Origin of the sequence: Providencia sp. (genome assembly GCF_003533305.1) — a bacterium.
Taxonomy (GTDB): domain Bacteria; phylum Pseudomonadota; class Gammaproteobacteria; order Enterobacterales; family Enterobacteriaceae; genus Providencia.
Map to the genome: position 1 here is coordinate 113,184 of NZ_DOEH01000015.1, position 25,131 is coordinate 138,314.

30 protein-coding genes and 3 pseudogenes are annotated in these 25,131 nt (G+C 33.6%); 17 read left to right on the forward strand and 16 right to left on the reverse strand.

Annotated features, from left to right (window positions below; all coding sequences use genetic code 11):
• The first annotated feature begins 27 nt into the window (after positions 1–27).
• Positions 28–399: a KilA-N domain-containing protein gene (locus tag DD649_RS07900; RefSeq protein ID WP_336429858.1), complete on the forward strand. Its 372-nt coding sequence runs from the start codon at positions 28–30 to the stop codon at positions 397–399.
• Positions 400–951: 552 nt separating this feature from the next.
• Positions 952–1,071: pseudogene (locus tag DD649_RS07905) on the forward strand (lysis protein); the annotation flags it as partial.
• 80 nt (positions 1,072–1,151) lie between these two features.
• On the opposite strand, the gene DD649_RS07910 reads toward DD649_RS07905, so the two are convergent.
• Positions 1,152–1,574 (reverse strand): hypothetical protein, encoded by a 423-nt coding sequence (locus DD649_RS07910; RefSeq protein WP_294105628.1) that lies wholly within the window; start codon positions 1,572–1,574, stop codon positions 1,152–1,154.
• Between the two features lie 409 nt (positions 1,575–1,983).
• Positions 1,984–2,115, reverse strand: coding sequence for an entericidin A/B family lipoprotein (locus DD649_RS07915; RefSeq protein ID WP_048607741.1), 132 nt, complete (start codon positions 2,113–2,115; stop codon positions 1,984–1,986).
• A gap of 397 nt (positions 2,116–2,512) precedes the next feature.
• Here DD649_RS07915 and DD649_RS07920 point away from each other — a divergent pair, with 397 nt between their 5' ends.
• On the forward strand, positions 2,513–3,025 hold the full coding sequence (locus tag DD649_RS07920) for a lipocalin family protein (RefSeq protein WP_294105654.1): 513 nt from the start codon (positions 2,513–2,515) through the stop codon (positions 3,023–3,025).
• A 147-nt stretch (positions 3,026–3,172) separates the two neighbouring features.
• Here DD649_RS07920 and DD649_RS07925 read toward each other — a convergent pair whose 3' ends face one another.
• On the reverse strand, positions 3,173–3,742 hold the full coding sequence (locus tag DD649_RS07925) for a hypothetical protein (RefSeq protein ID WP_294105657.1): 570 nt from the start codon (positions 3,740–3,742) through the stop codon (positions 3,173–3,175).
• Between the two features lie 83 nt (positions 3,743–3,825).
• On the opposite strand from DD649_RS07925, the gene DD649_RS07930 reads away from it, so the two are divergent.
• Complete coding sequence (locus DD649_RS07930; protein ID WP_336429868.1) at positions 3,826–4,398, forward strand: terminase small subunit; 573 nt, start codon at positions 3,826–3,828, stop codon at positions 4,396–4,398.
• The gene (locus DD649_RS07935) at positions 4,395–5,069 is read left to right on the forward strand and encodes a colicin Z family toxin (protein WP_294105661.1); all 675 of its coding nucleotides are present in this window, start codon (positions 4,395–4,397) and stop codon (positions 5,067–5,069) included. Before DD649_RS07930 ends, DD649_RS07935 begins: the two co-directional genes overlap by 4 nt.
• A gap of 86 nt (positions 5,070–5,155) precedes the next feature.
• Here the strand turns inward: DD649_RS07935 and DD649_RS07940 are convergent, their stop codons facing one another.
• Complete coding sequence (locus tag DD649_RS07940; protein ID WP_294105664.1) at positions 5,156–5,542, reverse strand: hypothetical protein; 387 nt, start codon at positions 5,540–5,542, stop codon at positions 5,156–5,158.
• 525 nt (positions 5,543–6,067) lie between these two features.
• Between DD649_RS07940 and DD649_RS07945 the strand changes: the two genes are divergently transcribed.
• The 5 genes and pseudogenes from DD649_RS07945 to DD649_RS07965 all read left to right on the forward strand — a co-directional run bounded on the left by DD649_RS07945 (position 6,068) and on the right by DD649_RS07965 (position 9,457).
• Positions 6,068–6,253 carry a hypothetical protein gene (locus DD649_RS07945; RefSeq protein WP_294105667.1) on the forward strand — a complete coding sequence of 62 codons (186 nt, stop codon included), beginning with the start codon at positions 6,068–6,070 and terminating at the stop codon, positions 6,251–6,253.
• Between the two features lie 106 nt (positions 6,254–6,359).
• On the forward strand, positions 6,360–7,106 hold the full coding sequence (locus tag DD649_RS07950; RefSeq protein ID WP_294105669.1) for a hypothetical protein: 747 nt from the start codon (positions 6,360–6,362) through the stop codon (positions 7,104–7,106).
• 320 nt (positions 7,107–7,426) lie between these two features.
• Positions 7,427–7,591 (forward strand): annotated as a pseudogene (locus DD649_RS07955) (NADP-dependent isocitrate dehydrogenase); the annotation flags it as partial.
• 676 nt (positions 7,592–8,267) lie between these two features.
• Positions 8,268–8,945: a LysE family translocator gene (locus DD649_RS07960; RefSeq protein ID WP_294105672.1), complete on the forward strand. Its 678-nt coding sequence runs from the start codon at positions 8,268–8,270 to the stop codon at positions 8,943–8,945.
• Between the two features lie 182 nt (positions 8,946–9,127).
• Positions 9,128–9,457, forward strand: coding sequence for a helix-turn-helix transcriptional regulator (locus DD649_RS07965; RefSeq protein ID WP_294105675.1), 330 nt, complete (start codon positions 9,128–9,130; stop codon positions 9,455–9,457).
• Between the two features lie 230 nt (positions 9,458–9,687).
• Here DD649_RS07965 and DD649_RS07970 read toward each other — a convergent pair whose 3' ends face one another.
• Together DD649_RS07970 and DD649_RS07975 are read right to left on the reverse strand one after the other, a co-directional pair.
• Complete coding sequence (locus DD649_RS07970; RefSeq protein ID WP_294105677.1) at positions 9,688–9,969, reverse strand: hypothetical protein; 282 nt, start codon at positions 9,967–9,969, stop codon at positions 9,688–9,690.
• A 187-nt stretch (positions 9,970–10,156) separates the two neighbouring features.
• Positions 10,157–11,032 carry a leucine-rich repeat domain-containing protein gene (locus tag DD649_RS07975; RefSeq protein ID WP_294105680.1) on the reverse strand — a complete coding sequence of 292 codons (876 nt, stop codon included), beginning with the start codon at positions 11,030–11,032 and terminating at the stop codon, positions 10,157–10,159.
• A gap of 360 nt (positions 11,033–11,392) precedes the next feature.
• Here DD649_RS07975 and DD649_RS07980 point away from each other — a divergent pair, with 360 nt between their 5' ends.
• Positions 11,393–11,683 (forward strand): putative quinol monooxygenase, encoded by a 291-nt coding sequence (locus tag DD649_RS07980; RefSeq protein ID WP_294105683.1) that lies wholly within the window; start codon positions 11,393–11,395, stop codon positions 11,681–11,683.
• Positions 11,684–11,903: 220 nt separating this feature from the next.
• On the opposite strand, the gene DD649_RS07985 is transcribed toward DD649_RS07980, so the two are convergent.
• Together DD649_RS07985 and DD649_RS07990 are read right to left on the reverse strand one after the other, a co-directional pair.
• Positions 11,904–12,746 (reverse strand): MBL fold metallo-hydrolase, encoded by an 843-nt coding sequence (locus tag DD649_RS07985; protein ID WP_294105686.1) that lies wholly within the window; start codon positions 12,744–12,746, stop codon positions 11,904–11,906.
• A 194-nt stretch (positions 12,747–12,940) separates the two neighbouring features.
• Positions 12,941–14,599: a methyl-accepting chemotaxis protein gene (locus DD649_RS07990; RefSeq protein ID WP_294105689.1), complete on the reverse strand. Its 1,659-nt coding sequence runs from the start codon at positions 14,597–14,599 to the stop codon at positions 12,941–12,943.
• 359 nt (positions 14,600–14,958) lie between these two features.
• On the opposite strand from DD649_RS07990, the gene DD649_RS07995 reads away from it, so the two are divergent.
• Both DD649_RS07995 and DD649_RS08000 read left to right on the forward strand, forming a co-directional pair.
• The gene (locus tag DD649_RS07995; RefSeq protein WP_294105692.1) at positions 14,959–15,297 is read left to right on the forward strand and encodes a GlpM family protein; all 339 of its coding nucleotides are present in this window, start codon (positions 14,959–14,961) and stop codon (positions 15,295–15,297) included.
• Positions 15,298–15,427: 130 nt separating this feature from the next.
• Positions 15,428–15,826, forward strand: a complete 399-nt coding sequence (locus DD649_RS08000) for a hypothetical protein (RefSeq protein ID WP_294105694.1) — start codon at positions 15,428–15,430, stop codon at positions 15,824–15,826.
• Positions 15,827–15,873: 47 nt separating this feature from the next.
• Here the strand turns inward: DD649_RS08000 and DD649_RS08005 are convergent, their stop codons facing one another.
• On the reverse strand, positions 15,874–16,656 hold the full coding sequence (locus DD649_RS08005; protein WP_294105696.1) for a class I SAM-dependent methyltransferase: 783 nt from the start codon (positions 16,654–16,656) through the stop codon (positions 15,874–15,876).
• Positions 16,657–16,795: 139 nt separating this feature from the next.
• Positions 16,796–17,287, reverse strand: a complete 492-nt coding sequence (locus DD649_RS08010) for an N-acetyltransferase (protein WP_294105699.1) — start codon at positions 17,285–17,287, stop codon at positions 16,796–16,798.
• A 183-nt stretch (positions 17,288–17,470) separates the two neighbouring features.
• Between DD649_RS08010 and DD649_RS08015 the strand changes: the two genes are divergently transcribed.
• On the forward strand, positions 17,471–17,815 hold the full coding sequence (locus DD649_RS08015; protein ID WP_294105701.1) for a DMT family protein: 345 nt from the start codon (positions 17,471–17,473) through the stop codon (positions 17,813–17,815).
• A gap of 43 nt (positions 17,816–17,858) precedes the next feature.
• Here the strand turns inward: DD649_RS08015 and DD649_RS08020 are convergent, their stop codons facing one another.
• A complete protein-coding gene (locus DD649_RS08020; protein ID WP_294105704.1) occupies positions 17,859–19,010 on the reverse strand; it encodes a histidinol-phosphate transaminase in 1,152 nt (383 codons plus the stop codon).
• Between the two features lie 418 nt (positions 19,011–19,428).
• On the opposite strand from DD649_RS08020, the pseudogene DD649_RS08030 reads away from it, so the two are divergent.
• Both DD649_RS08030 and ytfE read left to right on the forward strand, forming a co-directional pair.
• Positions 19,429–19,901: pseudogene (locus DD649_RS08030) on the forward strand (flavodoxin domain-containing protein); the annotation flags it as partial.
• Positions 19,902–19,960: 59 nt separating this feature from the next.
• On the forward strand, positions 19,961–20,623 hold the full coding sequence (gene ytfE / locus DD649_RS08035; protein ID WP_294105709.1) for an iron-sulfur cluster repair protein YtfE: 663 nt from the start codon (positions 19,961–19,963) through the stop codon (positions 20,621–20,623).
• 166 nt (positions 20,624–20,789) lie between these two features.
• Here the strand turns inward: ytfE and DD649_RS08040 are convergent, their stop codons facing one another.
• The 3 genes from DD649_RS08040 to DD649_RS08050 form a co-directional block, all read right to left on the reverse strand.
• Entirely contained in the window at positions 20,790–21,860 is a 1,071-nt protein-coding gene (locus DD649_RS08040) for a 4Fe-4S binding protein (protein ID WP_294105712.1), read from the reverse strand.
• A gap of 325 nt (positions 21,861–22,185) precedes the next feature.
• Complete coding sequence (locus DD649_RS08045) at positions 22,186–22,533, reverse strand: hypothetical protein (RefSeq protein ID WP_294105714.1); 348 nt, start codon at positions 22,531–22,533, stop codon at positions 22,186–22,188.
• Between the two features lie 211 nt (positions 22,534–22,744).
• Positions 22,745–22,969, reverse strand: a complete 225-nt coding sequence (locus tag DD649_RS08050) for a HEAT repeat domain-containing protein (RefSeq protein WP_294105716.1) — start codon at positions 22,967–22,969, stop codon at positions 22,745–22,747.
• Between the two features lie 289 nt (positions 22,970–23,258).
• On the opposite strand from DD649_RS08050, the gene DD649_RS08055 reads away from it, so the two are divergent.
• Positions 23,259–23,639 (forward strand): hypothetical protein, encoded by a 381-nt coding sequence (locus DD649_RS08055; protein WP_294105722.1) that lies wholly within the window; start codon positions 23,259–23,261, stop codon positions 23,637–23,639.
• A gap of 63 nt (positions 23,640–23,702) precedes the next feature.
• On the opposite strand, the gene DD649_RS08060 is transcribed toward DD649_RS08055, so the two are convergent.
• Together DD649_RS08060 and DD649_RS08065 are read right to left on the reverse strand one after the other, a co-directional pair.
• Entirely contained in the window at positions 23,703–24,074 is a 372-nt protein-coding gene (locus tag DD649_RS08060) for a hypothetical protein (protein ID WP_294105725.1), read from the reverse strand.
• Positions 24,075–24,474: 400 nt separating this feature from the next.
• Positions 24,475–24,723 (reverse strand): penicillin-binding protein, encoded by a 249-nt coding sequence (locus tag DD649_RS08065; protein WP_294105727.1) that lies wholly within the window; start codon positions 24,721–24,723, stop codon positions 24,475–24,477.
• Positions 24,724–25,131: the final 408 nt, after the last annotated feature.

Here is a 25,131-nt window from a genome sequence, read left to right on the forward strand (position 1 = left end):
AATCTGAATGACCTGCATAAAGCTGCCGTGGCAGGGAAGTTGGCTAAAAAATGGCAAAAACCAAGCCAGTCCCTAAAAGCTGATGGGGTTAGGGAATTTGTAGAGGAAGTCACCAAGGTACTAAAAGACACCTTGAAGCAAAATCAAATACTTATTACAAATCATGGTGGTAATGATAGGGGGACTTGGGCGCATGAACTGATAGCTTTGCGTTATGCGGCATGGCTCTCCGCGGCTTTTGAGGTTAAGGTCTATCAGACATTTTGTTCAATTGTTTTTGGTCACCTAGATATGTTCGCGAAGGCTAACTTACTAGAGTTTGAATATCAAAGTAAGAAGCGCCGAGTGAGTACAGCAGAAAGAATAATGAATAGATGGGGGGTGGTAGGGAAAAAGTGACTATGGAATCAAAATTAACTCAACTTAAACATGAAATTCAAATAAAAATTCCCGAGTTACAAGACGTAGTATCGTAATAGGTCGCTCAGCGGCCTTTTTATTCTTGTATACTAAACCTAAATTGATACACTAATCAGTAACAAATTATTAGCGTCTGGTGTTCTATGGATGGATATAGCGGAACAGCCTTAATTACATTCGTAATTGTCATAGTCTTTATAGTGATACTTTTAGTTTTGCCGATAATAATATTATCTACGTATGACAGAGGTAAGCATATAAAGGCAGAATCAATTCAAAACAAACAGGTGATGATGGAGCAAAGCTCAAAGCCTGAATTAACGTCAAAGCAAATTGATTCAGAAGAACGGTTAATGTTCATAATATTCACAGTTATAACAGTAATGATACTTATACCAGTATTGTACGTCCTATTTTTTTACGAATGACCCGCTACGGTGGGTTTTTTATTACAAAAAAATAACCAATCACAAAGCCAGTTGTAAAAAAGCCGAAGGCACTATCGCCACCGGCTTGGATGATGGAACAACCGCCAGACCTACTGACTCCGCTGTCGGAAATTATTGGTTACTCAGAACGCGGATTGCAGAGTCCAAACAAATGATTAAAGGATTACAGAGTTATATAAATACTGAATGTCTACAAGAGTAACTGGTAATAAAAATAATATAGAAAATTGAAGCAGAAAGAAGTAAATAATTATTGCTTCGATTTAAACTGTTATTAATAGTTTATTTTAATTCTTCAATAGACGATTTAATTATTGGGCCTGGAGCAACATAATTACAAGTTAGTGCATAATATGTATTTGCTTTGAAGGATTGGGTATGATTATGGCTTGAATAATACCCACCTCCAGGAGGGGTTAGTGTTATACAGTCTGTTCTTATTTTATAGGAACCTGGGGGGATAATTAGGACGTCTCTTTGCATTTCTAGCTTTACTGGTGGCCGACTACCATCAGTGGGTTCAAAATCCCAAGCGCGAGAAAATAAAGAAATATCAATAACATTATTAAACATAGTAGTTTCTGGGATGGAGGACTTTTCGTAAATCCCCTTGAATTTATCTTTATTTTTTTGATAAGTCGATGCGTTAATATCTTTGACAAAAGACCAGTTTCCTCCTCCTGTAATAAGCACCGCATTATTCACAGTATCGTCCTTTGTATCGTCATAAATATTAGTGCTTGAAATACAGCCGCATAAAGAAAGTAAGGAGCATATGAGTAGTGTTTTTCTTAAATAACACATTTAAGTTATCCCAGTTTAGCTTGTACATTGATTTACGATAATTTACATTAAATTTATGTAGCTATCAATTTACTGTAGATAACTTTTTCAATTGTAGAAAAATAAAAATGTCCAAAGTATCGGGCAAAATAAAATGAAGTAATAGTTGAATACACTGTCAGTATAAGTGTTTTAAAGAGTTATCACATGAATTAAGTGTAAATCAATATAGAAAAGAAAATAAAAATTTGAGCTTCGTTAAATGCATAAGTAAACACTAGAAGATTAAAAATAAATATATCCTCTAGTGTTTTAGGTAAGAAGATAGGCTTTACTGCGCCGCTCTTTGTATTGCCTCTCCTCCCGCCTCTATGTCTTCACCAACACCTTTAGTGGTGTTACAGGCAGTTAATGTGAAAGCAACTGCTAATGAGCAGATGAGGAAACTAATTTTTTTCAACATATTTTCTTCCTTTTAGTGTGAAGTTATAAGTTACAAAAGGTCACTTTTAATTATAGCAGAACAATCTGATTACTATTTTTTACCTATAGATAGTTATAGTGCTAGTATTAAACCATTATATCGTTGTGGAATAGATGTCATTATAGGTACCTGACAAACGAAATAAGCTGCTATATTTTAACTGTTAATTTTATTTTGGTGGTTAATCAACATTGGCAATAAAGGGTACACTCTATGATATTAAAAGAGCTATTTATCCGTATGCTTCATGTTTTCCAATATTTATTAGTTGGCATTCTTTTGTTGTTATCATCCATGGTATTGCCTAATTGGTTAGGAAAGGCCACAGTTTTTTTGTAAGATAGTATCTCATTGGTGAATATTGAGCGGGGTTACAATGCAGATAAAGTCAGTCTTTATGTTTTTAAGTATGCTTTTACTTAATGGATGTAGCGTTAAAGTGCCAAAAGATATATCACCAGTTAAGAATTTTGATTTATCTCGTTATCTTGGCGAGTGGTATGAAGTGGCCAGAATAGATAATCGGTTTGAAAAAGGGCTAACCCAAGTTTCTGCAAATTATTCTCTTCGTGATGACGGCGGAGTCAAAGTCATTAATAGAGGATGGAGTGCAGATAGTAAAAAATGGAAGGAGAGTATAGGAAAAGCCTATTTTGTTGAATCCTCCGATATGGGAGCTTTGAAAGTTTCATTCTTTGGCCCTTTCTATGGTGGCTATAATATCATTAAGCTTGATGATAACTATCAATATTCATTGGTTGTTGGGCCTGATAAAGATTATCTCTGGGTATTATCTCGTACACCAACCATGCCGCTTGAGTTACTAAATGAATATCTTAGCTTTGCTAGTGAAAATGGTTTTGATATACAAAAGGTATTGATATTTTAATAGCGCCAGGCTTGAGCTTATGAATTATAGACTCAAATGATTTGAACATTTACAGATTTAATAAATAAAAAATTTTGACCCGCCTAGTGCGGGTTTTTTATTACAAAAAATAACCAATCACAATGCCAGTTCGAGTGAGCCAGCTTTTTAATTTAGATGGTGTAAAAACTTACCCGTATAAAAATCTAGCTGAAAAGGCTCCCACCCACCAGGAGGGTCCCATTCGCCAGAGCCATAGATGATGTCATTATCTATCTCGTGAATAATAACACCATCAATTGCACACTGCGGTGATCGCCACTTAATCCCACTATTAATATTCACGAGAAAAGCATATTGAAAAGTGGTTACGATAAAGTCTGAAGTGAGTTTGTTGGAATGGACGTCAGGTATTGAGTAGAGGTGCCCTACATAATCATTAAAAGCAACACTATATGTGTAGCCAGTTTCTAGGTTATAGAGGTGTATATGGACGCCATGAAGAATCGCGATTACTTCCTGATTAATTTTAATTTCCTTAAAGCATTGCTCAAGAACATATCCATCTTTATCGCGTGTTGAATATATATTTAGGATGCGCTTAGGTTCCTCATCGAAAGACATTATTACTTTGCAACTTAAATATGCTCTATGGGACAAATAATTTATGTCAATAACAGGCAAGAAAGGTAGATCAATACGACTCTCAACCTCAATGAATTCAGCAGTTATATCCATCAGTCATCCTTGGAACTAAATAGTTATGGTGGAACTTATCTAGATAGGCTCATTTTTATAAAGCATACATTAAAGGAAACACTATGGCACTCACCGACAAACAAGAAATGTTTTGTCGTGAGTACCTCATCGATTTAAACGCTACACAGGCGGCTATTCGTGCGGGGTACAGCGATAAAACTGCTAACGCACAATCAAGCCGACTGTTAGTAAATGTTAACATTCAAAATAGAATTAAAGAACTTAAATCAAATAGGAATGAACGTGTTGAAATAAATGCAGATTATGTTCTTAACCGCCTTGTCGAAATCGACCAGATGGATGTGCTGGATATCATCAATGATGATGGGAAGCTAAAACCAATAAGCAGTTGGCCTAAATCATGGCGAACAACATTATCTGGTTTTGATATCTCTACGACAATCCGTGATTACGATGAAAGTACAGAAGAAACTATTCTCAAGAAAATCAAATGGCCCGATAAAGTTAAAAACCTTGAACTCTTAGGTAAGCACGTCAAGGTTCAAGCATTTAAAGAGCAAATTGAGGCTAAGGTTGAAGCAACACATAACATTATGCCGGTTCCTGCATGTGACAACGTAGACAATTGGGAAAAAGCCGCTCAGCATCAACAAGGTGAGGTATTAGGTGGATGAATTACAATGTAGTTTGGAAGCCTTTGCCCGGCTCACAGTCGTTATCACTGAGTTGTAATAGCGGCATTCCTCATGAACCAGATACACATTGGGATTCAGGCTCAAAATCTTGGGAGTTTAATGGTGTTAGGGTTAATACAGACTTAGCCCCTAACTCGCTCTCTTCAGAAGTAAAAGAGGCGCTTAAAAATAATATTTGTATAGTTTGCGGTGAAAAAAACTGTCCATATATTAAAGATAATAAAAACTATAAAGAATTAATAGACTCAATCAATAGGGGAGACAAAGCGGAAGCAAATAAGATTTATACTAAGCATTACGCTCAGTTTAGAAATACAAAGAAATCTACACTTGAGGATCGGAATAATAAAGCTAAAACTGCAAGAGCGCGTCAGGGAGCATGTGGATATTCGGGACCATTTCAATCTAAAAAAGCATTAGCGACACCAGGTCAATGGAGTGAATGGACTGAATTACTTACTAGTTTTCCAAATGAAATAACTAAAACTTCAGATACATATACTGTGAATTTTAACCTCTCATCTAATCTAGAGTCTTCATTTGATGTTGAAATTAAATATCCAACCTCTAGTGGTGTTAAGGTCGTGAATACTATGGGGCTAGGAGCTTACTTAATTGAAGCAACAGGTGGGGGGGGCTTCTTTTATTAGAGTCAAATCGCATTCAATACCTGTTGCTGTTACATTTGATTATCCAAAAAATTAAATTAAACAGGGTGGGTACAATTGTACCTGCCTTAATTTAAATTATTATAATGTTGAATTATATCCAAGGTTACTTTTTCATTTGGTAATAACATTCGATAGCCAGATTCTGAATTTATGCTACTTGCAATGTGAGTTTTTGAAATTATTTGTTTCTTAAAATACGTTGTGACATCTTCATTTACATGCGTTGTAAACAAGGTGTTCAATTTTTCAGCGCAATTAGGTGTTTTATTTAATTGGATATAAATTAATGTATTACTTGATTCATTGTTGAGTTGTTTCAACTCAGAAATACAATCTTTGGTAAGCGAGTAAGATTCATTTTTGAAAACGTATGTAATATCATTATGTTCCATATTTTTCGCACATCCTATAAGTGCATAAGGAATTATACAAAGTAGAATATATTTATTCATATATTTTTATTAACCTCATTGTTTATATGCGTATCAGTTATTCTAGAATTTTTATGTGAAATAATAATCTATTATGATTTTGTTTAATAGAAAAATGACATTTATAAGCGCTATTAACAAAAAAATTATTTTATATTTGAGCTTTAAGGAAAGAAAATAAGAGTTCTTATGGCGAAATTATGGCTTAAATCTAGGGTTTTTTAGTGTTTTATTTATGATATAGCATGCAAAAGCTTACATCATTAGATTCGAAATTATGCGAGTACTGTCGTTAGTAACATTAAAGCTATCTTATGATACTGAGTAATATGGTGATGTTTTTGATGACTAGTTCGAACTTAAAAAACGTCGAATTGCATAAGCTAAAGCGAACGCTCAGTAGTTATCGTTGTATGTGTGTATAGTTTATTGCCACTTAAAATGATCTTTACAGCTAAAACGCTTTCAATATTCTGTATAAAAACAAAGTCATGTTTGTTTTAATAAAGAATTCAATGATGAATATAAAGTAAGAAAGGGAATAGCATGAGTCAGAAGTATTTTAGAGACATGGGTAACTATGAACGTTTACTTATTTTACTTTCTGCTGCCGAAAGAGCAAAAGAAGAATTCGATGATGGGAAAATAACTGAGAATCAGATTTCAGAACGGATAAGCTTAAACCTAAATATCACAGACTATCAACCTGCTTATGCTGCATTGGCGATATAGAAAGAGATAAGTTCTCATAACCCACTCCGGTGGGTTTTTTATTGCACTAAGTGAGGTGTTACTCTAACATTCATTGGACTTAAGCTAAACTTATTAAGGCAATGGAATGAATAAATTACTAGCGTGCTTTTTGAGCGTATCGATTTTAAGTTCTACTGGGTGTGTAACTGCGGCAGTTTGGGATTCGAACGCAGCAAAAGAGACCAAAATAAAGGTGAGTGTTGATTTAAAAGATAATATTGTATCGGCATTTGAATATAAAGATATTAGTGTTAAAAATAAACTAACTAATCAAAAATTAAAAGATATTGAGCTTCCTACTTCAGGTTATGGTTTTTTAGGTGATAAATATATTTATATACTGACTAATGGCTCTGCTGAATTAATGAAGTTAAATGAGTTGATTAAAGTAATTCCATTGTTAGCATTTAATAACCCTGAGGGAGTTATTAGAATAGAGATAAAGCCAGATGAGCGCAGAGAAGGACTAGTAAAATTTAATGACAATTACTTTGTTTATATTGATAAAAAATATACGTTAAGTCCAGAGCAAGAGAAAAGCCTCAAGGATTTTGGTTTTAGTGAGAGGCGATTTGATAATGATAAATCATGGGTTAAAACAATCCCAATAAGTGGCTATTTATTCGATAGAAATGGAATAACTCTTCCATCAGCATCTAATGCCAAGCTACACCAACCATATAAGGTTGAGTTTTATACTACAGAGGAATATAAATCACTTAGCGCAGGCAAATTGGCTGGTAATGTCATGATTACACCATTTACTATTGCTGCTGATATTATTGCTACGCCAATACTACTTATACTGTATGCAAATTATGTCAATAAGTAGTGACAAATAGCAAAAACATTGATTAGGTCGCTCATGCGACCTTTTTATTTGCTTCAATTTGCACTCTCGCTAAGCTAACATAATCTAAACTAATTGATGGGATTTTAGACGTAATACTATATGCTTTATAATACTTAGCCATTGGGTCAAGTGATGTTATAGGTGAGTTGAATGGGGATATATTGCAATATGGGGTTGTATGTTTTTTGTATAGATCCTCTGTAAATTTAATTGCAACACCTTCTTCTAATCTTTGGATATCGACCTTATAATGAGTATGGTATTAAAAATCAATGTGTTAGGTGGGTTATTTTATTGTAGTTATACGTCACATGGGTTGGGTTGAAGAAGCTGACTTAATCGTTAAAGGTATGGAAGGCGCAATCGCGGCTAAAACTGTAACTTACGATTTCGAACGTCAACTAGAAGGCGCTAAATTACTGAAATGTAGCGAATTCGGCGATGCAATGATTAAACACATGTAATTTATTACGTGGTGTGATTAATAACGGGAGCCTAAAAGCTCCCGTTTTTTATTGTCACTATTGAAACGGTTATCAAAACGAATTATTAAAACCTAGCCAAATTTTCGTTATCAAATAACAACTTTTATCCAATCTTTACCCCGGTCATCATTATACTTATCAGCCATTTTTTGTGATTTATGATCCACATAAAGTGCTATAGCTGTGAATGAAATAAACGAAAAAAGAATGCAATAGAAAGAGCATACCTAAGTCAGCCATAATAGATGAATTTCTTTCTAATCGAAGTTGTAAGCACTATACATAAGTTAAATATCTATAGCCATCGATTAGCTGCTGGTGTGTTTTCATTTGTGAAAAAAGCGATACAGGAAATTGGACATCTAGGGTAAAAAAAAGCCCTTCATAGAAGGGCATATTTAATGGAATGTACAAATAGTAATTATTATAGTGTTGCGAGTTATCCATAACTTGCAGTGAGATAGTATCACCAGTTATTACTTAATCCAAATCGGAGTATTAGTTGTGAGCGATGCTCAGCATTGTAACTTACAATTTTAAACGTCAGCTGGAAGGCTCTAAATTACTGAAATTTAGCGAGCTTAGCGACGAAATGATTAAGCACATGTAATTTATTACCTGTTTGTATTACAAATTAACACTGTGGGTGTTCTCTATGATGGTTTTTTTGACTATTGCTATTGCACATTTTATTGCTTTGATAAGCCCTGGGCCAGACTTTTTACTGATAATAAAAAGTACCCTGAATAATACAAAGCGAGTTGCATTTGGTGTTATTTCTGGGATTGTTGCTGCAAATGCGATCTACATTGCTCTATGTATGGCGGGGGTTGGCGCTATATTGGCGCAGTCAATTACGACAATGATTATTATAAAGTTATTTGGTGGATTATTCTTAATATATATCGCATGGCAGGCTCTACGAGCAAAGAAGCAGGATTATGCCTTTTTGATGGCTAATGCAAAAGAATCTAAAAATGAATATATTCAGAGCTCATTCAGCAGAGAATTTATGGTTGGGCTGTCATCAGGCTTACTTAACCCTAAAAATTTATTATTCTATTTAAGTCTATTTACTGTTGTGCTCGATAGTCAGGATAACTCAACTCTGTTTAAAGTCGGTATCGCCGTTTGGATGGTTTTGGCTGTATTGGTCTGGGATAGTCTTGTTATGTACATTTTAACTAGGCCGGTGATTCGTAATCAATTTAGCCGCTGTGCTTATTGGATTGATAAAGTTGCTGGTGTCATCTTAGGTATTATAGGGCTGAAAATTGTGCATTTAGCGTTTAAAGAGACCGCATACTTAAGGTTATTTTTGAATAATAAATAAAATCATTTAAGAGACTCGTAGCGACAGATGTAGAATAACTAGCGATAGAAAAGGTTGGGAATGTAGATATACAAAAATAATATAAATATATTATTTTTATATATTGCAATTTATGAAGTTCAGGAGTAGTAGTTATGTTAATACCTTCTTGAAAAGATGTTTGGTAACCTAGGAGGCATTGCATGCATACTGATAATATAATTTCCCAAGTAGTAGGATGTAACATTAAAAAACTAAGGAAGGACGCAGGCTATACAATTAAACAGCTTGCACAATTAATTAATAAAAGTGAACAACAGTTACATCGATATGAAAGAGGGATAAGTAAAATTGATGTAGATACATTAACAGCTGTATTTAAGGTACTAGATGTTAATATAGCGGACTTTTTTACTCAATTAACAGGGGATGAAATAAATGTTGATTCAACAGGACCTATATTCGTGACTCAAAATAAGTATTTAAATGCCAAGCTAGTCTTCGAAGTTGAGACGGCGGGTATTAACTACTAATCGTGATCGATAGCGCCAGTTGCAATAGTTGGCGCTACCTTTAAAATTTTTTATCAAAATATTCTACAGTTTCAGTTTTTGTGCCGCAGGCTGTTAATTGCAATTCTCCGATATCTCTTGAAGCATTTTTCTCAAAGTTCAAATAATTAATTTTTATTTATCAGATGCTGAATAAGATCTTTGTAAGGTTGATTAAATCCAAAAGGTTGCATTGGATTTGTTTAATTGAATTACTTAATAGCCTCAACTACTTTTTTAGTTGTAGAGGTTTTCTTTTCAATACTATCTTTTTTTTCAAAACTATCATTTTTGATTTTTTTTGAATCAATATCTAAGGCATTATCAATTTTATTCGTTGTTTGTGTTTTAACTGCTTTTTGAGTGTCACAATTACCAGAAATGCCGATTTTTTGATCGAGCATTTTATTTCGAGCTGCTTTTTTAAAATCACATTCAGCAAATGTGTATGTCGATAGTGCAAGTAATGAGATTAACAATCCTACTTTTTTCATAAAAAATATCCGACAGAATAAAAAGGAGATGATAAGTTAAAATTGATATAAAACAAGCAAGTAAATGTTACAGAGTTTTGTTTTTTTAAGATTTTGTCAGTTTATCATATTGTAAGTAAATATACTTAAATGAGTATATTGAAAAAGATGAATGATTGTTTATCTGTCAGCTCACATGTGCAGTTACTTATATAAAAACCATACAGCCGTTATCTTGCAGTTTCTCTATAATTTTTGGCTTCTGGGTGAAATTGTTCCATCGTAAGTCGAGCTTGGCTAGCTGTGGCAAATTAATCAGGCTATCAGGTAAAGATGTAAGTTTATTTGCACGTAAATCTAAGTATTGGATGGGTAACATTTCACCTATTGACTCAGGTAATGTAGTTAATTTATTGAATCTAAGATTTATTGTTGTGACGTTTTTTAGTTTAGATATATTTGAAGTGATTTCTTGAATTTTGTTATTATTTAAATCCAAAACTCTAACTTCTTTTAAGTTAGCGATATCATCAGGAATTTCTGTGATCAAGTTATTCATTAAATGTATTTCTCGAGCATTTATAAGTTCAGTTACAGAGCCAGAGATATCCGTTATCTGATTGTTATATAACCTCAATTCTCTCACATTCTTTAATGCAGATAACCAATGAGGTAGTTGTTGTAATTTATTATCAGTTGCATTGAAATATAATAAATTTTGTAGTGCAGAAAAAGAGTCAGGTAAGTAATTAATGCCATTATCACTGATATAAAGAAATTTTAATTGATGAAGCTTACCTATTTCATTGGGAAAGTGCTTGATATTGTTATGCCCCAGATCAAGCATTTCTAGATGTTTTAAGTTTTCTATTATTGCGGGAATCTTAGTTAATTGATTACAGGATAGGTTTAAGACTTTTAAATTTTTACATTGACTCAAATGCGATGGAAACAGCGTTAGCATATTGTTATAAGCACTTATTACAGTATATAAAAATGGTGACTCAATGCATGAATCTATTTCTATATGACTCCCTGAGTCTAAATTTAACTCAGATTTTGATGTTGAGTGCTGGTGTAACATACCTATTCCTTTTTATCCTATTGCATCGAGTATATATGGTAGGTTACTTCATGAATTTTAAGAAGCTAATAATTTAGCAAAGCAAATTAAAACGGATATTTATTATGCGATAGCTTAGCTTAAAACATAAGATAAATTAATGTCATTTTATTCAGATGCTCCTACAAATTAATGGGTCGTATACTATGTGTAGGTGTATAACTACGTAGAATTTAAGCGTGAAATAAAGTAATAACCTAAGACTGTCTTTAATCAATATTTAAAATGCCAACAAAGATAAAATGTATTGAATATAGGTTAAGGTCATAGTTATACTGGTGTGCATTTGTACAGTATTCATAATTATATGAGGGAACAACAATGTTAAAAGTTATTGCAGAGGATTTTATTAAAACTGAGGCATTAGATATTGTGCGACCACTTTATGCAGAACTGGTGGCAGCAACGAAGCGAGAGCCATTATGCATCAGTTATGATTTATATATTGATCAAAAAATTCCGGGACATTTTATTTTTATTGAAGAATGGCCAAATCAAGAAGCGCTTGATATCCATTGTGCTTCTGAGCATTTCAAACGTTTGGTCCCGATGATTAATCAATATAAAAATGCAGAACCACGGTTTCTTTTGATGAATAGTTTTGACAAGTAATTGTTGATGAGTCACTTTTACTGACATATAGCTAAAGTAGGGGAGAAAGTGAATTTATTTCAATTTTCTCTCTTTATGCATAAGCGTTGATGTCTTTTAGTAAGATAAAGCTAATTTGAACGCTATTTAGTTAAATTTATATCCGCGACTAGTTAATCATCAGTTGAACCCTATATAAGTTAGTAAATTAGCTTATATAGGGTATTTTAGTTGTTATATTTTAACTTGGAAAAGTAAGTTGCAATCCAGCGCCGACTTCTTTTACAGGGGCGTATTTGGCTAAATGAATTTTGGCATCGAGATCTGTACAGTGGCACGGGTGAATATGGTCTAAATCTTGTTGATTAAAATAATTTCCGGTCAAGTTTAAAACTTCATCTGATGCTTTCTGTAAATGGAAGCCGCCTATAACAGTTACAATTTTATCTATATTCGTTATTTCTTTTGCATATTCAACGATATTACAAATACCTGAATGTGAGCAACCTGTGATAATGATCAGTCCTTCTGATGTTGTTATTACAAGGGCCGTATCATCCAATACATAGTCATCTATACTGTTATTATTCTGATCTATAGTCGTTCCAATCGGTTCTTTTCCTTCAAAACTATTATTTCGTGGAATTTGCCCTAAGAAAATGACATTGTCGGATATAGGATAAGGTTTCGTGGCCTCAATACACTCAAAATACGCTGAAAGTATATTTTTAGTTGTATTAGTGCCAATGATTTTTGCTTGATAATTTTTTGGACGTAGCGCATCAGGGTGATAAATTAATGACTTTTTTTGTTTTAATTCAATATTTCTGCGGTCAAAATGTTGAAGTAAATGGCTTAGGCCCCAAGTGTGGTCATTATGACCATGTGAAAGGGCTAAGTCGGTTATATTCGCAAGATCTATATTGAGTATTTGAGCATTATTAATGAAAATATCTGAATAACCTGTATCAAATAGTATTTTTTTACCATCGGCTTCGATGTAATAGCATACTCCAGGTTCGCCACAGAAATAGCTATCTATTAGTGTATTATTATCAACAAGCACAGTTATTTTTAGCGTCATGTTTTGCTCATACGGTTAAAATTTGAATAATTATTAATGTTATATCAGATAAAATATTAAAAATATTCAATACAATTTAAATAAAAAATCAGATAAGACTAGCTATGTTTAATATGGATGAATTCGACACTTTATATGTGAAAATAGCTAGATATTAGTATGAAATATCGATATCTAGCTATCAGTATAATTCCTTAAGCTAAGGCTTTTATTTTAGATTGATGGTTTTCTTTTGATTCATCTTCAGATTTTTTTTCAAGATGGAAAATAGAAATCACGTTTTCTAATAAATTTGATTGAGACTCAAGAGCTATCAATGAGGTTTGTAATTCTCTCGTCATTGTTGCATTTGCTTGTGTAGTATTATCGAGCTCATTAATGGCTAAATGGATTTGACCTACACCATGAGTTTGTTCATTCGAGGCTAGTGCAATATTTTGGATCATTTCATTAATATTGGATGTATCTTGTGCAATAGATACAATATTATCGTTAGCGTCAGCGGCAAGTTGGAAGCAATGGCTAATTTTATCATTGGAGTTATTGATCAATAATTTGATTTCTTTTGATGCTTGAGTGCAACTAATTGATAATTCGCGAACCTCATTAGCAACAACGGCAAACCCTTTTCCGTGTTCACCAACGCGAGCAGCTTCAACCGCTGCATTTAGTGCTAATAGGTTGGTTTGAAAGGCAATATTATCAATTGTTGAGGTTATTTTGCTAATTTCTTTGGAGAAATCAATAATCTCATCCATATTTTCAACAACATCTGAAATAAGCGCGTTACTCTTTTCAATGGTAACACTGGTTTCAGACATTAACTGGCATGATTTATGGGTGTGAGCGGTATTAAGTTTAAATGATGAGTCGAGTTCTTCCACACTTGCTGCAGTTTCAACAATTGCAGCAGCTTGCTGATCTGCTCGAATAGAGAGATCTTGATTCATCTGGGTAATATCGTTGAGTTCAATTCTTATATGATGGGTATTTGAGTGAATGTTTTTCACAATATCAATAAGTTTACTTTGCATATCAGAGACATGTTGTTTAAGTGATTTTATTTCTGCTAATCCTTTATTATCAAAATTATGATATAAAATTCCTTGGCTTACTTTTTCAATGCCCTCAATGACTTGGTTTAATGGGCGAACAAAGAAGTATTGCAATATAAAACGAATAAATAAGGTCACAACAGTGACGACTAAAAGAATAATAATCATGCCGATAATGCTTTGTCTATAAAGTTGTTCACTAGCGACAGCAATTTGATGATAGTTGTTATTTAATTGCTGATGATAATAATTATAATTTTTTTCAAAGGAATCTTGAAATGCCTGAGTGGGTTGGTTTAAAAAATCATAAGTCTTTCCTTGAGTTAAAAACACAGAGAGCTCATTAAGTGCGGCATAAAGTTCTTTATAGGATTTTTCTAGTTCGGTAAATGTTGCGTTATCTTTATATTGTGAAACGGAAGAGAAAACTTGCCAATGCTCATCTGTTTTAATCATCTTTTTATGATAAAACTGAATTAAACTATCGATGTCAGTATTGGACGTTTGCATTTTATTAATAATAAGTAAATGTCTTGAACTGGCTCGATTAAGTGTATTACGTGCTTGTAATAGCGATTGCCATGTTTCATTCAGTTGAGATTGTTCATTATAAATAGTGTCGAGTTGGTCGAGTGTCGATTGATACTGTTTTAAATAACTGAAAAAAAACCAGCATGACGAGAGCAACAAAGCAATGAGAAGCCCAGAAATAAACCAAACAAGTGTTGTCGTTTTAAGATTCGAAAATGAGAATCGAGCTGATCGAAGTTTTAAATGCTTTGAATTATCAGATATCATTAATTATTTCCTTTCATACCATCGAGTAGCATGTTCTGAATACATACAAATTAAAGACTTATAAACATAACCTTGCTAATCACCTTTAATAGGTAGATTAAAAAGTTATATGCAGTCGCGCGAAAGCATCAGGCGTAGGGACCAATTAAAGGTATCGGCATTAAAGATGGATACTTTATAGTCAATAATATGAGTTATGTCATAAAATTGGCTATAAATAGAAGTTTTCAAAGTTGTTATATTTTTAAACTCAAAAAATGGTAGGAATTATTGTGACTTATTGCTATCCATGAGGCTTTTAATTTTACAGCATTGAGTGATAATGAAAGTATAATTTTAGGGCTTTATCTGAGTATTTTATGTTATCTCTATTATTGAAGTGTCTTATCGGCGCCTTAGCAGTATTTTTTATTGCACTACTTTCTCGTAGCAAAGTCTACTATATAGCAGGGCTTGTTCCCTTGTTTCCAACCTTTGCGCTTATCGCTCATGTGATTGTTGTTCAAGAGCAGGGAGCAGATGCATTAAAAAAAACAGCACTGTTTGGTTTATGGTCTCTCATCCCTTATGCAATGTATTTGCTAACCGTCTATTTATTTGCAACAAAATTACCTGCCTGGACTTGCTTAAGTATTGCAACATTGGTGTGGGTCGTTACCGCTATCATTTTGGTTTATATATGGCAGCTGGTACAGTAAACTTGGATGATAATAGGCGTTAACTCTATTAATAAAAACCGATAATTATTGATTCATTTTTCTTGTCGCAAATTGTTACAAATTAACTATAATAAGTAACAATGTTTCCATTTAGTTTTATTGTGAAAAAATGCTATTAAGATCATTAGTTTTAATTCTTGTCGCTGGTTGTGCATATATCGCCGGTATCATGACAGAAGTCTCGTTAGAATCAGAATATGATACTGAGAGTAAAGTAAAAAGCTCAGTTGAAGACTTTCTTGCGTACCCTGGTGTGGCAAATTATAAGAATGTTAAATACTATGTTCTTACCAAAAGCGAAGAAGGCGAAGAAACGGGATATTATTGTGGTGAAGTTTTCGGTTTTGAACATGAACTTCCCCATGGTTATAAACGATTTATTATTAGGTTACATAAGAATCGAATGGGTAAGGTTATGGTTTCCATTCCTTTTGTCGAAAAAATTGATGATATCATTCCAGCAGAACAGTTTGAGTCAGTTTGGAACCGGTATTGCCATCGCTCTTAATTTGAACATCTAGACTGAAATTTATTCATCAGTCTAGATGTTACGTATTAGCCTATTTTTATCGCTAACGTTGCTAGGAATGTTGGTAGATAATTATCAATAACAAACCGTGGTGTTGGTTGCCAGTCTTCTAAAAAACCTGCAATATTAAAGCCCACGTTTATTTGTCCTCCAATTAAGTCCGTTAATGAATGTCCAAACACAAACGCTTCTTGTTTCTGATGTTTCTGAGCGATTTGTTCTGAAGATAGAGCATCTAATTCAGAGAAAGGCATTTTAAAACGAGGCTTAATAATATCTTGCTCTTCTGGCTTTTTTTCACGGTCATCAACGAATACTATAGGATTAAAAAAGCTGGCTAAGAGTTTTCCATTAGTTTTTAAAACTCTGTGGCATTCCTGCCAGACAGGATTAACATCGGGAATATAAAGATTAGAAATTGGATGAAATATTAAATCAAATGTTTCATTGGTGAAGGCGTGAAGAGAGCGCATATCCCCTTGAACTATTTCGAGTTCAAGATTATCTCTAACTGCAACGAGCCTGTCTTGTTCTAATTGTTTGGTAGACAGGTCAAATACAGTCACTATTGCACCAGCTGCTGCTAATATAGGGGCTTGTTGGCCACCAGCCGAGGCTAAGCATAAAATTCGTTTGCCTTTGATATCACCTAGCCACTCTTTAGGTAATGGTGTTGGTGTTAAATGGATATTCCAATTTCCTTGTTTGGCTTCTGAAATTGTTTCTGTATCAACAGGGGTAGACCATATTTGCTGTGATTCAGCTTGTTTATCCCATGCTTTTTGGTTCGCAGTAATAAAATCAGACATAAAGTGTACCCTCAAATATATTAATAAGTGAAAGTATAACTAATGCCGAGTAAAATTAAAATAAAGTGTACTCAAAAGTACAAAGTAGTGTGGTGTTCAATAAAACTATATTGGTAATTTTTATTTTAAAATGCTTTGATTAATGACTTTGAACTAATAAATATTCAGTATCGTTATAGTTAAATTTGGCTATTTCAATCATGCCTAATTTATGATGTGCCTGTATTGATCTTAGATTATCCGTATTAATAAAAGCGACAGCTTTACCTGTATTTCGGGTGCAAATATATTGATATAGTGGCTCTAGAATATTCTGCCCTCTAAACTTTTTATCAATGCAGACTGGGCCATAAAACCAGTTATGGTTTATGACTGATGGGTATTCTGTCATGATTAAATGCGCGATTGGCGGTAGGGCTGAACTCATTAAGCTGAAACTAAATAGAACCCCGATAATTTTATTGTCTAATCGGGCAACTACGACGCTTAATGAATGAGTAAACATCGCTTCTACTTTAGGTAGGGGGAACTCACCTAATAGGCCACCATGTTGTGATTGTGAGTTGGCTTGTAGGAGTTGAGCAACTTCATTGCAATCTGTTTTTGTCATCAATTGATAGTTTATAATCATTATTTTTCCTATTCAGTTGTTTATTTGGATAAACATTAGGTTAGGCTAAAGTGTATATTAAGACAAATAATGCATGTTTAAATTATGAATTTTTATTCAATGTAGTCGATTGACATCATATTGTAATAGCTCATCATTAATCGCATAATAACGTACATATTTATCTCTTCGTTAACTAGAAAAATGCTAACTAAATTATATCCGATTCTACTGCTGATTATTTCTAATGTATTTATGATGTTTGCTTGGTATGGGCATTTGAAATTTACAACTAAACCTTTGTATAGCGTTATTTTTTTTAGTTGGCTTATTGCATTGATTGAATATTGCTTTGCGGTACCTGCAAATCGCCTAGGACATCAGTATTATAGCGCGGCTGAATTAAAAACGATGCAAGAAGTGATAACATTATGTGTATTTGCTGTATTTTCAGTGCTTTATTTAGGTGAAAGTATCACTATAAACCATATCATTGGATTTATTTTGATTATGGCTGGCGCATTTTTTATTTTTAAAGGTCCTTTTTAAGTGAGTATTATTCCCCTGACTTAACAGGGGAATAAAGAACTAATTAAACCCAGCCTTTTTCTCTAAATTGCTTTAAAACAACCACAAACTGTTCCATTTCTTCAGGGGTTCCGAGAGTTAATCGATTCCAACCGACTGCGGGAGGAAACTCTCTTCCTACCATAATGTGCGCATCAGCCATGCGTTGCTTATACGTTTTTACATCCCCTTTAACTTTATGGAATATGAAGTTAGCTTGAGATGGTGCATATTCTAGATTGAGTTCATCTAATGCTTTCTCTACAATTTTTCTAGAGAGGTTATTAGACTTAAGACTATAAGCAATGAATGGTTTATCGTTTAAAGAGGCAATAGCGGCGATGGCACCAGCGGTATTGGTGTTATCGATAGAGACAAATTCGTCAACAGTCGCAATAACATCAGGTGATGCAATACCATAACCTACACGTAATCCTGCTAAAGCAAATATTTTAGAGAAAGTGCGGGTGACAATTAGATTATTTTGTCCTTGTTTAACGAGTTCAATTGCACTAACAAAGTTAGGATCTTCGACTAATTCAGCATAAGCCTCATCGACAATGAAAAATTGTTTATCTGATACTTTAGTCATCCACTTATTAAGCTGACTATGCGGGGTGACCATAGCGGTTGGGTTATTCGGATTACAGATATAAATAATTGTTAAGCCATTAAAATCATTTGCTAGTTGTTCCATCTTATCAAGATCAAAAGAAAGATCTGATTTTAATGGAACTTTAGTGATCTCAATACCAAGCGGTAGGGAGTATAGCTCGGCATAGTTAAAGGTTGGATCTGGTGTTACTAGCTGTATTTTAAGATTGTTTTTTCTAGCTTTGTTCGCAAGCATTGCAACAGTCGCTTGGATTGTTTCAGATGAGCCATTACCTATTGTGACATGCTTATCAGATAACCGATATAATTCGCCCAAATGCGTTATTAATTCAGAGCGGGCATCGTCAGGATAACGAAAAGAACCGGGTAATGCGGCAATAATCGCTTGTTTTGCATTCGCAGACATACCCAGTGAATTTTCATTGAAATTAAGTAGCAATGGATGCTTTTCATCGATGATAAGTGGTGATTTATTTTGAGCAACTGCTTGATTTATTACTGAATTTAAAGCTAATCCGCCGGCAATAAGTGAGCTTGATTTTAAAAATGAACGACGATCCATAGTGATTCCATATAATTATTATTTGTAAAGCAATTAGCTTACTTCAAAAAAAATTATTGTAAATATTTATATGAAAAAAATGATTATTTATTCATTTTTCTTTGCGAGAAACTGCGGTGAGCGATACCAATTTCACTAGTGCAATAACTTTATTTTAAGATTAACCTTTTTGCTAATCGATGCAAATTAGCTGTATCTATTTCTAATTCGCGCGTGCTGGCAGACCAATTAAAATGATTTTGCTCTAAGGATTGAGTAATTATTTTTCGTTGGAAATCTTCGGTGGCATCACGCAGGTTTTTGATAATGGGTACTGGCATATCTTTAGGTATCACTGAGCTACTATGATTAGTGTTATCAAAAGTAAAATGTTGAGGTTGTAAAATAATATCACCTCTGCTACTTGATGCACGGGCTAATACAATGGCACGATGAATGGCATGTTCAAGTTCGCGTACATTACCGGGCCATGAATAGAATACTCGAATGATGGCAGATGCAATTGCGCAAGGTATCAATGAAGCTGACCCTAATGTATCAGTCAAGATTTTTAATATTGCACGTAGTGACAAAAATGATGTTTTAACGCATGTATTTCGTTCTAAAGGAGCCCTAGTAGGCTCATCTACAATGAATAATGTCATGATGCCCAAAATTGCAGGTATGCTTGAAGAGCTAACTGGTTTACGTTTTTGTAATAAAAAAGCTGCTGCATTTGGGAGTTATGGTTGGAATAGTGGCGCGGTTGATCGGGTTCAAACACGTTTAATGGATGCAGGTTTCGAAACTTCATTATCACTAAAAGCAAAGTGGCGACCAGATACAAATTCACTTGATGAATGTCGTGAATATGGACGAGAAATTGCTCGCAAATGGGCGCTAGTACCATTAGCTGTATAGGGATCTTTAATTAGCTCGAGATTTAAAAAAAATTTATAAAGGATATTAAAATGAAATTAATAGAAAAATCGCTAGGGCAAATAGTACTTTCAATTCCAAGATCTTCAGCCTTATTTCGTCAGTATGATATTGATTTTTGTTGTGGTGGAAAACAAACACTAGGTAGAACAGTAGAAAAAAAAGGATTAGATATTGAACTGCTAGAAAATCAATTACTAGAACTCTCTGAGGATACTTTAGAAAAAGATTGGCGAGAAGCACCACTTAGCGAAATTATTGATTTTATTATTGTTCGTTATCATGATCGTCATAGAGCGCAATTGCCTGAATTAATTATTCAGGCAGAGAAAGTGGAGCGCGTACATGCTAATAAATTGGCAGTGCCTAAGAGACTAACCAAATATTTAGAAGCGCTTTATGAAGAGCTTAGTAGTCATATGATGAAAGAAGAGCGTATTTTATTTCCAATGATAAAAAATGGGTTGGGAGCTAATGCCGCTGCGCCAATTAGTGTGATGGAGCAAGAGCATGATGATGCAGGTGATATTTTAGAAATAATTAAAAAAATCACTAATAATGTTACGCCGCCAGCAGAGGCCTGTACTACATGGAAGGTATTATATAATGGAATCAACGAGCTAATTGATGATTTAATGATTCATATTAACTTGGAGAATAACTTACTCTTCCCTAGAGCGCTTGCCGGAGAATAAGTGGATATCTTAATTCTCTTGTTTAATTTTAATACTATGACTTTTAGTCTGATGAATTCTATTACTGACTAGTTTTCGCGACTGGATATTTTTATCAAAAGTAAAATACCCAGTCGCTTAATCATGTCATTTAGTTATATAGCAGAGAAAATAAAGATAAATTGGGTTAATGGCCAATCATTTTGGCATTAGGTATGATATGAAACCAATAATTATCTGGAACAGGGCTTTCCCAAACTCCTGTGTAGGCTGCAAATCCAATTGTGATAAATAGAATCGTCAGAGTTAACGTTGAGATAATGATACCTGATAGGACTATTGAGCGTTTTTTAGTTGGTAATGGCAATGAAAAACTTAATGTTGAAGAGACTGGGCAAGATTCAACACAGGTCATACAACCTGTACATTCTATGGTTCTTACTTTTATTAGTTTATCGACAGGGATACGGGAAGGGCAATTTTTTGCACATTTTCCGCAATCAATGCAACTTTCTACATTTCGATGTATTTTGAAAGGGGAAAGTAATGAAAATAGCCCTAACAGCGCGCCATAAGGGCAGAGATAACGGCACCATGCGTTATGGATAAATAAGCTAATAACAATAAGTATGATGACGCTAATCAGTGAAACGCCGCTAATATATCGGAAGAAATCAAGCATTTTAACATCGATGATGATGCCATAGGGTGACATGAGAAAATATTGGATCATCTGTGCAGGCATTGATAGCGCAATATACAAAAAGAAGCCAAGCAGTAAATATTTAAGACTACGTAAAGAGATATCTAACCAACGTGGAAGATTGAATTGAAAGCGAAATATTTTTTTGCCTAAATTCCCAATGAGCTCTGATATAGTACCAATCGGGCACATCCACGAACAAAATGCCTTTTTAAGAATTAGGCTAATTGTAATAAAAGCGACTAGTAGAAGCATTGACGCCGCATGAATTGGGGGGAGTACACCTGTTTCTAGCGTATATTTTAAGTTCATTAAACCGGCAATGGGTAACCAACCTTCAATACCACCAGGACGAGACATAAAAAAAGTTGTACCACCAGACTCGTAATAACGAACCCAGTAGTAAAAAGTGACACCAATGTAAATATTAATGACAAGTAGCAATAGTTGTGTTGCTTTACGCCAAGTAGAAGCATTTCGCCAGTCATTCCAAGGTAGTTTACCTCCAATAGTATCAGGACGGCGTTTGTACCTTTGGTGTGTTTTCTCTGTCATTCCTATCTATCTCTTTAACATGTATTTTAAATACCCTAATTCTATGTCAGTTCTTTATCGCGAATATTGATTTATATCTGGCTAGTCTAATTTGTTATTTAATTATTGTTGGAATGAGTGGGTATGAGCAAAGGGTATTGTTTTATGAAAGAGTCTAAAGCATAGATTCTGAAAGAGGTAACGCGATGGGACTATTATTTTAGATAGATTTTATTTGGGAATGGTCGTGTTATTAAGTTTTAATAGTGTCTCACTAGACTGAAAATAAATATTTTAATCTGACAGAATAAGTTAAAGGGCAGCTTTTGCTGCCCTAAATAAGTTATTAATTTTGTGTTTGTGCATTTGGCGTGATTTCAATAACAGAAACTCGTACTTGGTATTGCTTCCCATTTTCACCTTTAGGCACATTAGCAGTAATCTTTTTTAAGGCTTCTTCCGGTTGTGTGGTTTGAACGGTGGTTGAATATTGCATCATTCCACGATGGCGGCCTGAATAATTGGAATGACGGTTATTATCGCAAGGTCTATTATCATATTGTTGCCCATTTTGAGATGAGCCTCTATGCCATGAGCCATCATCGTTCCTATAGCCATCACCATGATATGCTAAAGTTGAAAAGCTGACGGCCATTAAACTAGCTGTAATAATCAGAGGTTTTAAGATATTCATAATTTATTCCTTTTTACATCTGTTGATTATTATTTTGGCAGCTAAATTTAATAATTCAATTTACTTTACCTAAATAAATGAATAAATCATAATTGGGACTATTTTTATCCATTATTTATTCACAATGAGAATTTTCTGTTAATAAATTTAATTTTAAGTTAACGAAATAATAATTCCATCATGTTGATTATTATGTTTACATCCTTTTTTATTATTGACTATCAGAAAAAAACTTTGCTAATTTACTTAATGAAATAATTGATGCCACAGCAATATCTTTATTATAATCATCACATAGATTTATCAGTCTATTAATTGCATCTTGTTGTTCAATAGAGCATTTGTAGTCACCTAATGCATTGATAGCAGCGATTTTAACATCATTATTTGCACCATAGGTTAATTCTACTAAATTTTTTACGATTTTTTCTTTCATGTAATTAATAATTTAAGTATGAGAGTAGAGATTTATAGTATAAAACTATCGTTAAAAATAAAAAATGTTTTTTTTATCAATGATTGACTGATTAATATAGTGGTGACCAATTATATTTATATTAATAATTATATTTAGTAACATAGTTAATCTGATTTATTGTCAAGAGCGGGTATAAATTGACAGATAAGGTAGGAGCGGGTGGATTAATGGCTCATTTTGTTCATCATCAAAGGGGTGATACTATTATAATTTAGGCCATTTCTCATTCTGCAAGAAGGACTGAACGTTGAAACGAATAAAAACTAAGCTACTAATCGTTGTATTGTTGGCGTTAGGTACATTTTCTTACCAATATTTTACCAGTATTGGTGATTCTGATATTAAAAAAGCTGCACAACAACGCGTTGAGAAAAAACTTGCTTCAACAGAGTCTGTTATATTTGATAATGTGAAAATAGCACAAAAAAACCAGTATAAGGAAGGGGAAAGTTATCGGGTTTGCGGGTTATATCGACTTGCTTCACAAACTGAATTTTTACCTTTTGTGGCAAATATTGATGTGCAGTCTGGGGCATTTTCAGAGCATGACCAATTATTGGTGAGTGAAACGCCAGAAATCAAATTAGCAATCGATAATTTATGTCAGGACACTGATAAAAAATCATAAATTTATATACCAAACATGAAAATAGTGCCCTGAGTATTTTGGGCACTATTTTTATATGTTCAATTAAGGCTTGTTTAAAAGTAATTCAGTTTGAATTTTGCATGCTGAAATTGAATCATTTAGAGATGTCATGAAATCTGCTTTATTGGCAAATTGAGATTTGTTCGCGCGTACAGTATCTATAGCTGTTGCTAAATTTTGGCGTAGATCTGTTTCGAGAGTTTCTAATTTGGCTAAATCAACCTTTTCGCTTTTTAAGCGTTCAATTGTATTACGGGTTAATTCACTACTGCTTTTATCCGTGCTGTATGCTTCACTTAGCGTTTGACCTGTAATATCGCAATAATCGCTTGCCAATTCGCTTATATTTAGTGGGGCATTGCTTGCTATAGCAAGGGCAGGAGTTAGGCATAAAGCCAGTAATAAACGCTTCATAGTAATACCTCTAGTTTGTACTCAATGAATGTTAACTTTAAATGATAACGATAAACTACTATAGCAGAATAGCCCTAAAAGGGGGTAGGAAGAGGATTTTTAGCATGATTTCATAAAAAAAAGCCAGTATAAATACTGGCTGCCATAATTAGCAAAAGCAATGTAATGAAAATTACGTTATATACTTTAGCATATAACGAATAAAAATACAGAGAATTTATGAGGTCTCTTGAGAAGTTAAAGGAAAATATGATTTTGATCAGCGATGGATACTATCGTTGGATACTAACGTGGGGCTTATTAGGATTGGCGAATAGAGAAGAATTGTCGTACCTTTCTTAAAAGGTAGCCAAATTGCCCTCATGAAAGAGTTTGCAAGAATTTGGCTACGATATTGGAATTACGCTTTTGACCAGTAGCCATGCTTTAATACGTCTTCGACTAACTCATGCAAAACGATATGTGCTTCTTTGTCATCATGAAAACCACTTGTTGTAAAGGTTGTTGGTCCGCAATCATGAGTCACTTTTAAATTACTACTCGGATAGACTTCTAATACTCTGGCTTTCAACTCAGCAGTGAAAAGGTCATAAGCTTTTTCGGTCAGTTTTGAAACGGAGTCATCTGAAACTTTAATGTTAATTTCCATTTTTTAACCCTTTATCTAAAAACTAAATTTTACTCAGTGTATTGTTATCATTAGTTATAAGCAATAATCTTATTTAGATGATACAAAAAAGAATAATAAATATAGAGTTGGGATTTTAATATTAATTTTTATTTTTATTTATAATTTCAATAATAGTGCTCAACTGAATTTAAATAATTTATTTAGTGTGAAGTTAGTGCTTTAATTAAAATGAAAAACTAATTTATTACTTATTTTTTTTGAATATGAAAGCTATGAGTTAGTTAAAGTTATTAATCATACTTGTTATTTGATTAAAAAAATAGCTAAAAATCAAACGTTTGATTTTTGTTGTGTGTGTGAAGGTTTGGAGTTGTGTAGAAATTTGAAAATTAAGTATTTTTTTCTTTATGCTTGCGGGATTATGTT

Bases quoted from the DNA above. Each gene is read 5' to 3' on its own strand.
- DD649_RS08015 (WP_294105701.1), top strand. From the start codon at position 17,471: ATGCTAACTAAATTATATCCGATTCTACTGCTGATTATTTCTAATGTA.
- DD649_RS07930 (WP_336429868.1), top strand. From the start codon at position 3,826: ATGGCACTCACCGACAAACAAGAAATGTTTTGTCGTGAGTACCTCATC.
- DD649_RS08060 (WP_294105725.1), bottom strand. From the start codon at position 24,074: ATGAAGCGTTTATTACTGGCTTTATGCCTAACTCCTGCCCTTGCTATA.
- DD649_RS07995 (WP_294105692.1), top strand. From the start codon at position 14,959: ATGTTATCTCTATTATTGAAGTGTCTTATCGGCGCCTTAGCAGTATTT.
- DD649_RS07920 (WP_294105654.1), top strand. From the start codon at position 2,513: ATGCAGATAAAGTCAGTCTTTATGTTTTTAAGTATGCTTTTACTTAAT.
- DD649_RS08005 (WP_294105696.1), bottom strand. From the start codon at position 16,656: ATGTCTGATTTTATTACTGCGAACCAAAAAGCATGGGATAAACAAGCT.
- DD649_RS07960 (WP_294105672.1), top strand. From the start codon at position 8,268: ATGATGGTTTTTTTGACTATTGCTATTGCACATTTTATTGCTTTGATA.
- DD649_RS08010 (WP_294105699.1), bottom strand. From the start codon at position 17,287: ATGATTATAAACTATCAATTGATGACAAAAACAGATTGCAATGAAGTT.
- DD649_RS07990 (WP_294105689.1), bottom strand. From the start codon at position 14,599: ATGATATCTGATAATTCAAAGCATTTAAAACTTCGATCAGCTCGATTC.
- DD649_RS07980 (WP_294105683.1), top strand. From the start codon at position 11,393: ATGTTAAAAGTTATTGCAGAGGATTTTATTAAAACTGAGGCATTAGAT.
- DD649_RS07915 (WP_048607741.1), bottom strand. From the start codon at position 2,115: ATGTTGAAAAAAATTAGTTTCCTCATCTGCTCATTAGCAGTTGCTTTC.
- DD649_RS07935 (WP_294105661.1), top strand. From the start codon at position 4,395: ATGAATTACAATGTAGTTTGGAAGCCTTTGCCCGGCTCACAGTCGTTA.
- DD649_RS07965 (WP_294105675.1), top strand. From the start codon at position 9,128: ATGCATACTGATAATATAATTTCCCAAGTAGTAGGATGTAACATTAAA.
- DD649_RS08065 (WP_294105727.1), bottom strand. From the start codon at position 24,723: ATGGAAATTAACATTAAAGTTTCAGATGACTCCGTTTCAAAACTGACC.
- DD649_RS07950 (WP_294105669.1), top strand. From the start codon at position 6,360: ATGAATAAATTACTAGCGTGCTTTTTGAGCGTATCGATTTTAAGTTCT.
- DD649_RS07925 (WP_294105657.1), bottom strand. From the start codon at position 3,742: ATGGATATAACTGCTGAATTCATTGAGGTTGAGAGTCGTATTGATCTA.
- DD649_RS07970 (WP_294105677.1), bottom strand. From the start codon at position 9,969: ATGAAAAAAGTAGGATTGTTAATCTCATTACTTGCACTATCGACATAC.
- DD649_RS08020 (WP_294105704.1), bottom strand. From the start codon at position 19,010: ATGGATCGTCGTTCATTTTTAAAATCAAGCTCACTTATTGCCGGCGGA.
- DD649_RS07945 (WP_294105667.1), top strand. From the start codon at position 6,068: ATGAGTCAGAAGTATTTTAGAGACATGGGTAACTATGAACGTTTACTT.
- DD649_RS08050 (WP_294105716.1), bottom strand. From the start codon at position 22,969: ATGAAAGAAAAAATCGTAAAAAATTTAGTAGAATTAACCTATGGTGCA.
- DD649_RS07985 (WP_294105686.1), bottom strand. From the start codon at position 12,746: ATGACGCTAAAAATAACTGTGCTTGTTGATAATAATACACTAATAGAT.
- DD649_RS07940 (WP_294105664.1), bottom strand. From the start codon at position 5,542: ATGAATAAATATATTCTACTTTGTATAATTCCTTATGCACTTATAGGA.
- DD649_RS08000 (WP_294105694.1), top strand. From the start codon at position 15,428: ATGCTATTAAGATCATTAGTTTTAATTCTTGTCGCTGGTTGTGCATAT.
- DD649_RS08045 (WP_294105714.1), bottom strand. From the start codon at position 22,533: ATGAATATCTTAAAACCTCTGATTATTACAGCTAGTTTAATGGCCGTC.
- DD649_RS07975 (WP_294105680.1), bottom strand. From the start codon at position 11,032: ATGTTACACCAGCACTCAACATCAAAATCTGAGTTAAATTTAGACTCA.
- ytfE (WP_294105709.1), top strand. From the start codon at position 19,961: ATGAAATTAATAGAAAAATCGCTAGGGCAAATAGTACTTTCAATTCCA.
- DD649_RS08040 (WP_294105712.1), bottom strand. From the start codon at position 21,860: ATGACAGAGAAAACACACCAAAGGTACAAACGCCGTCCTGATACTATT.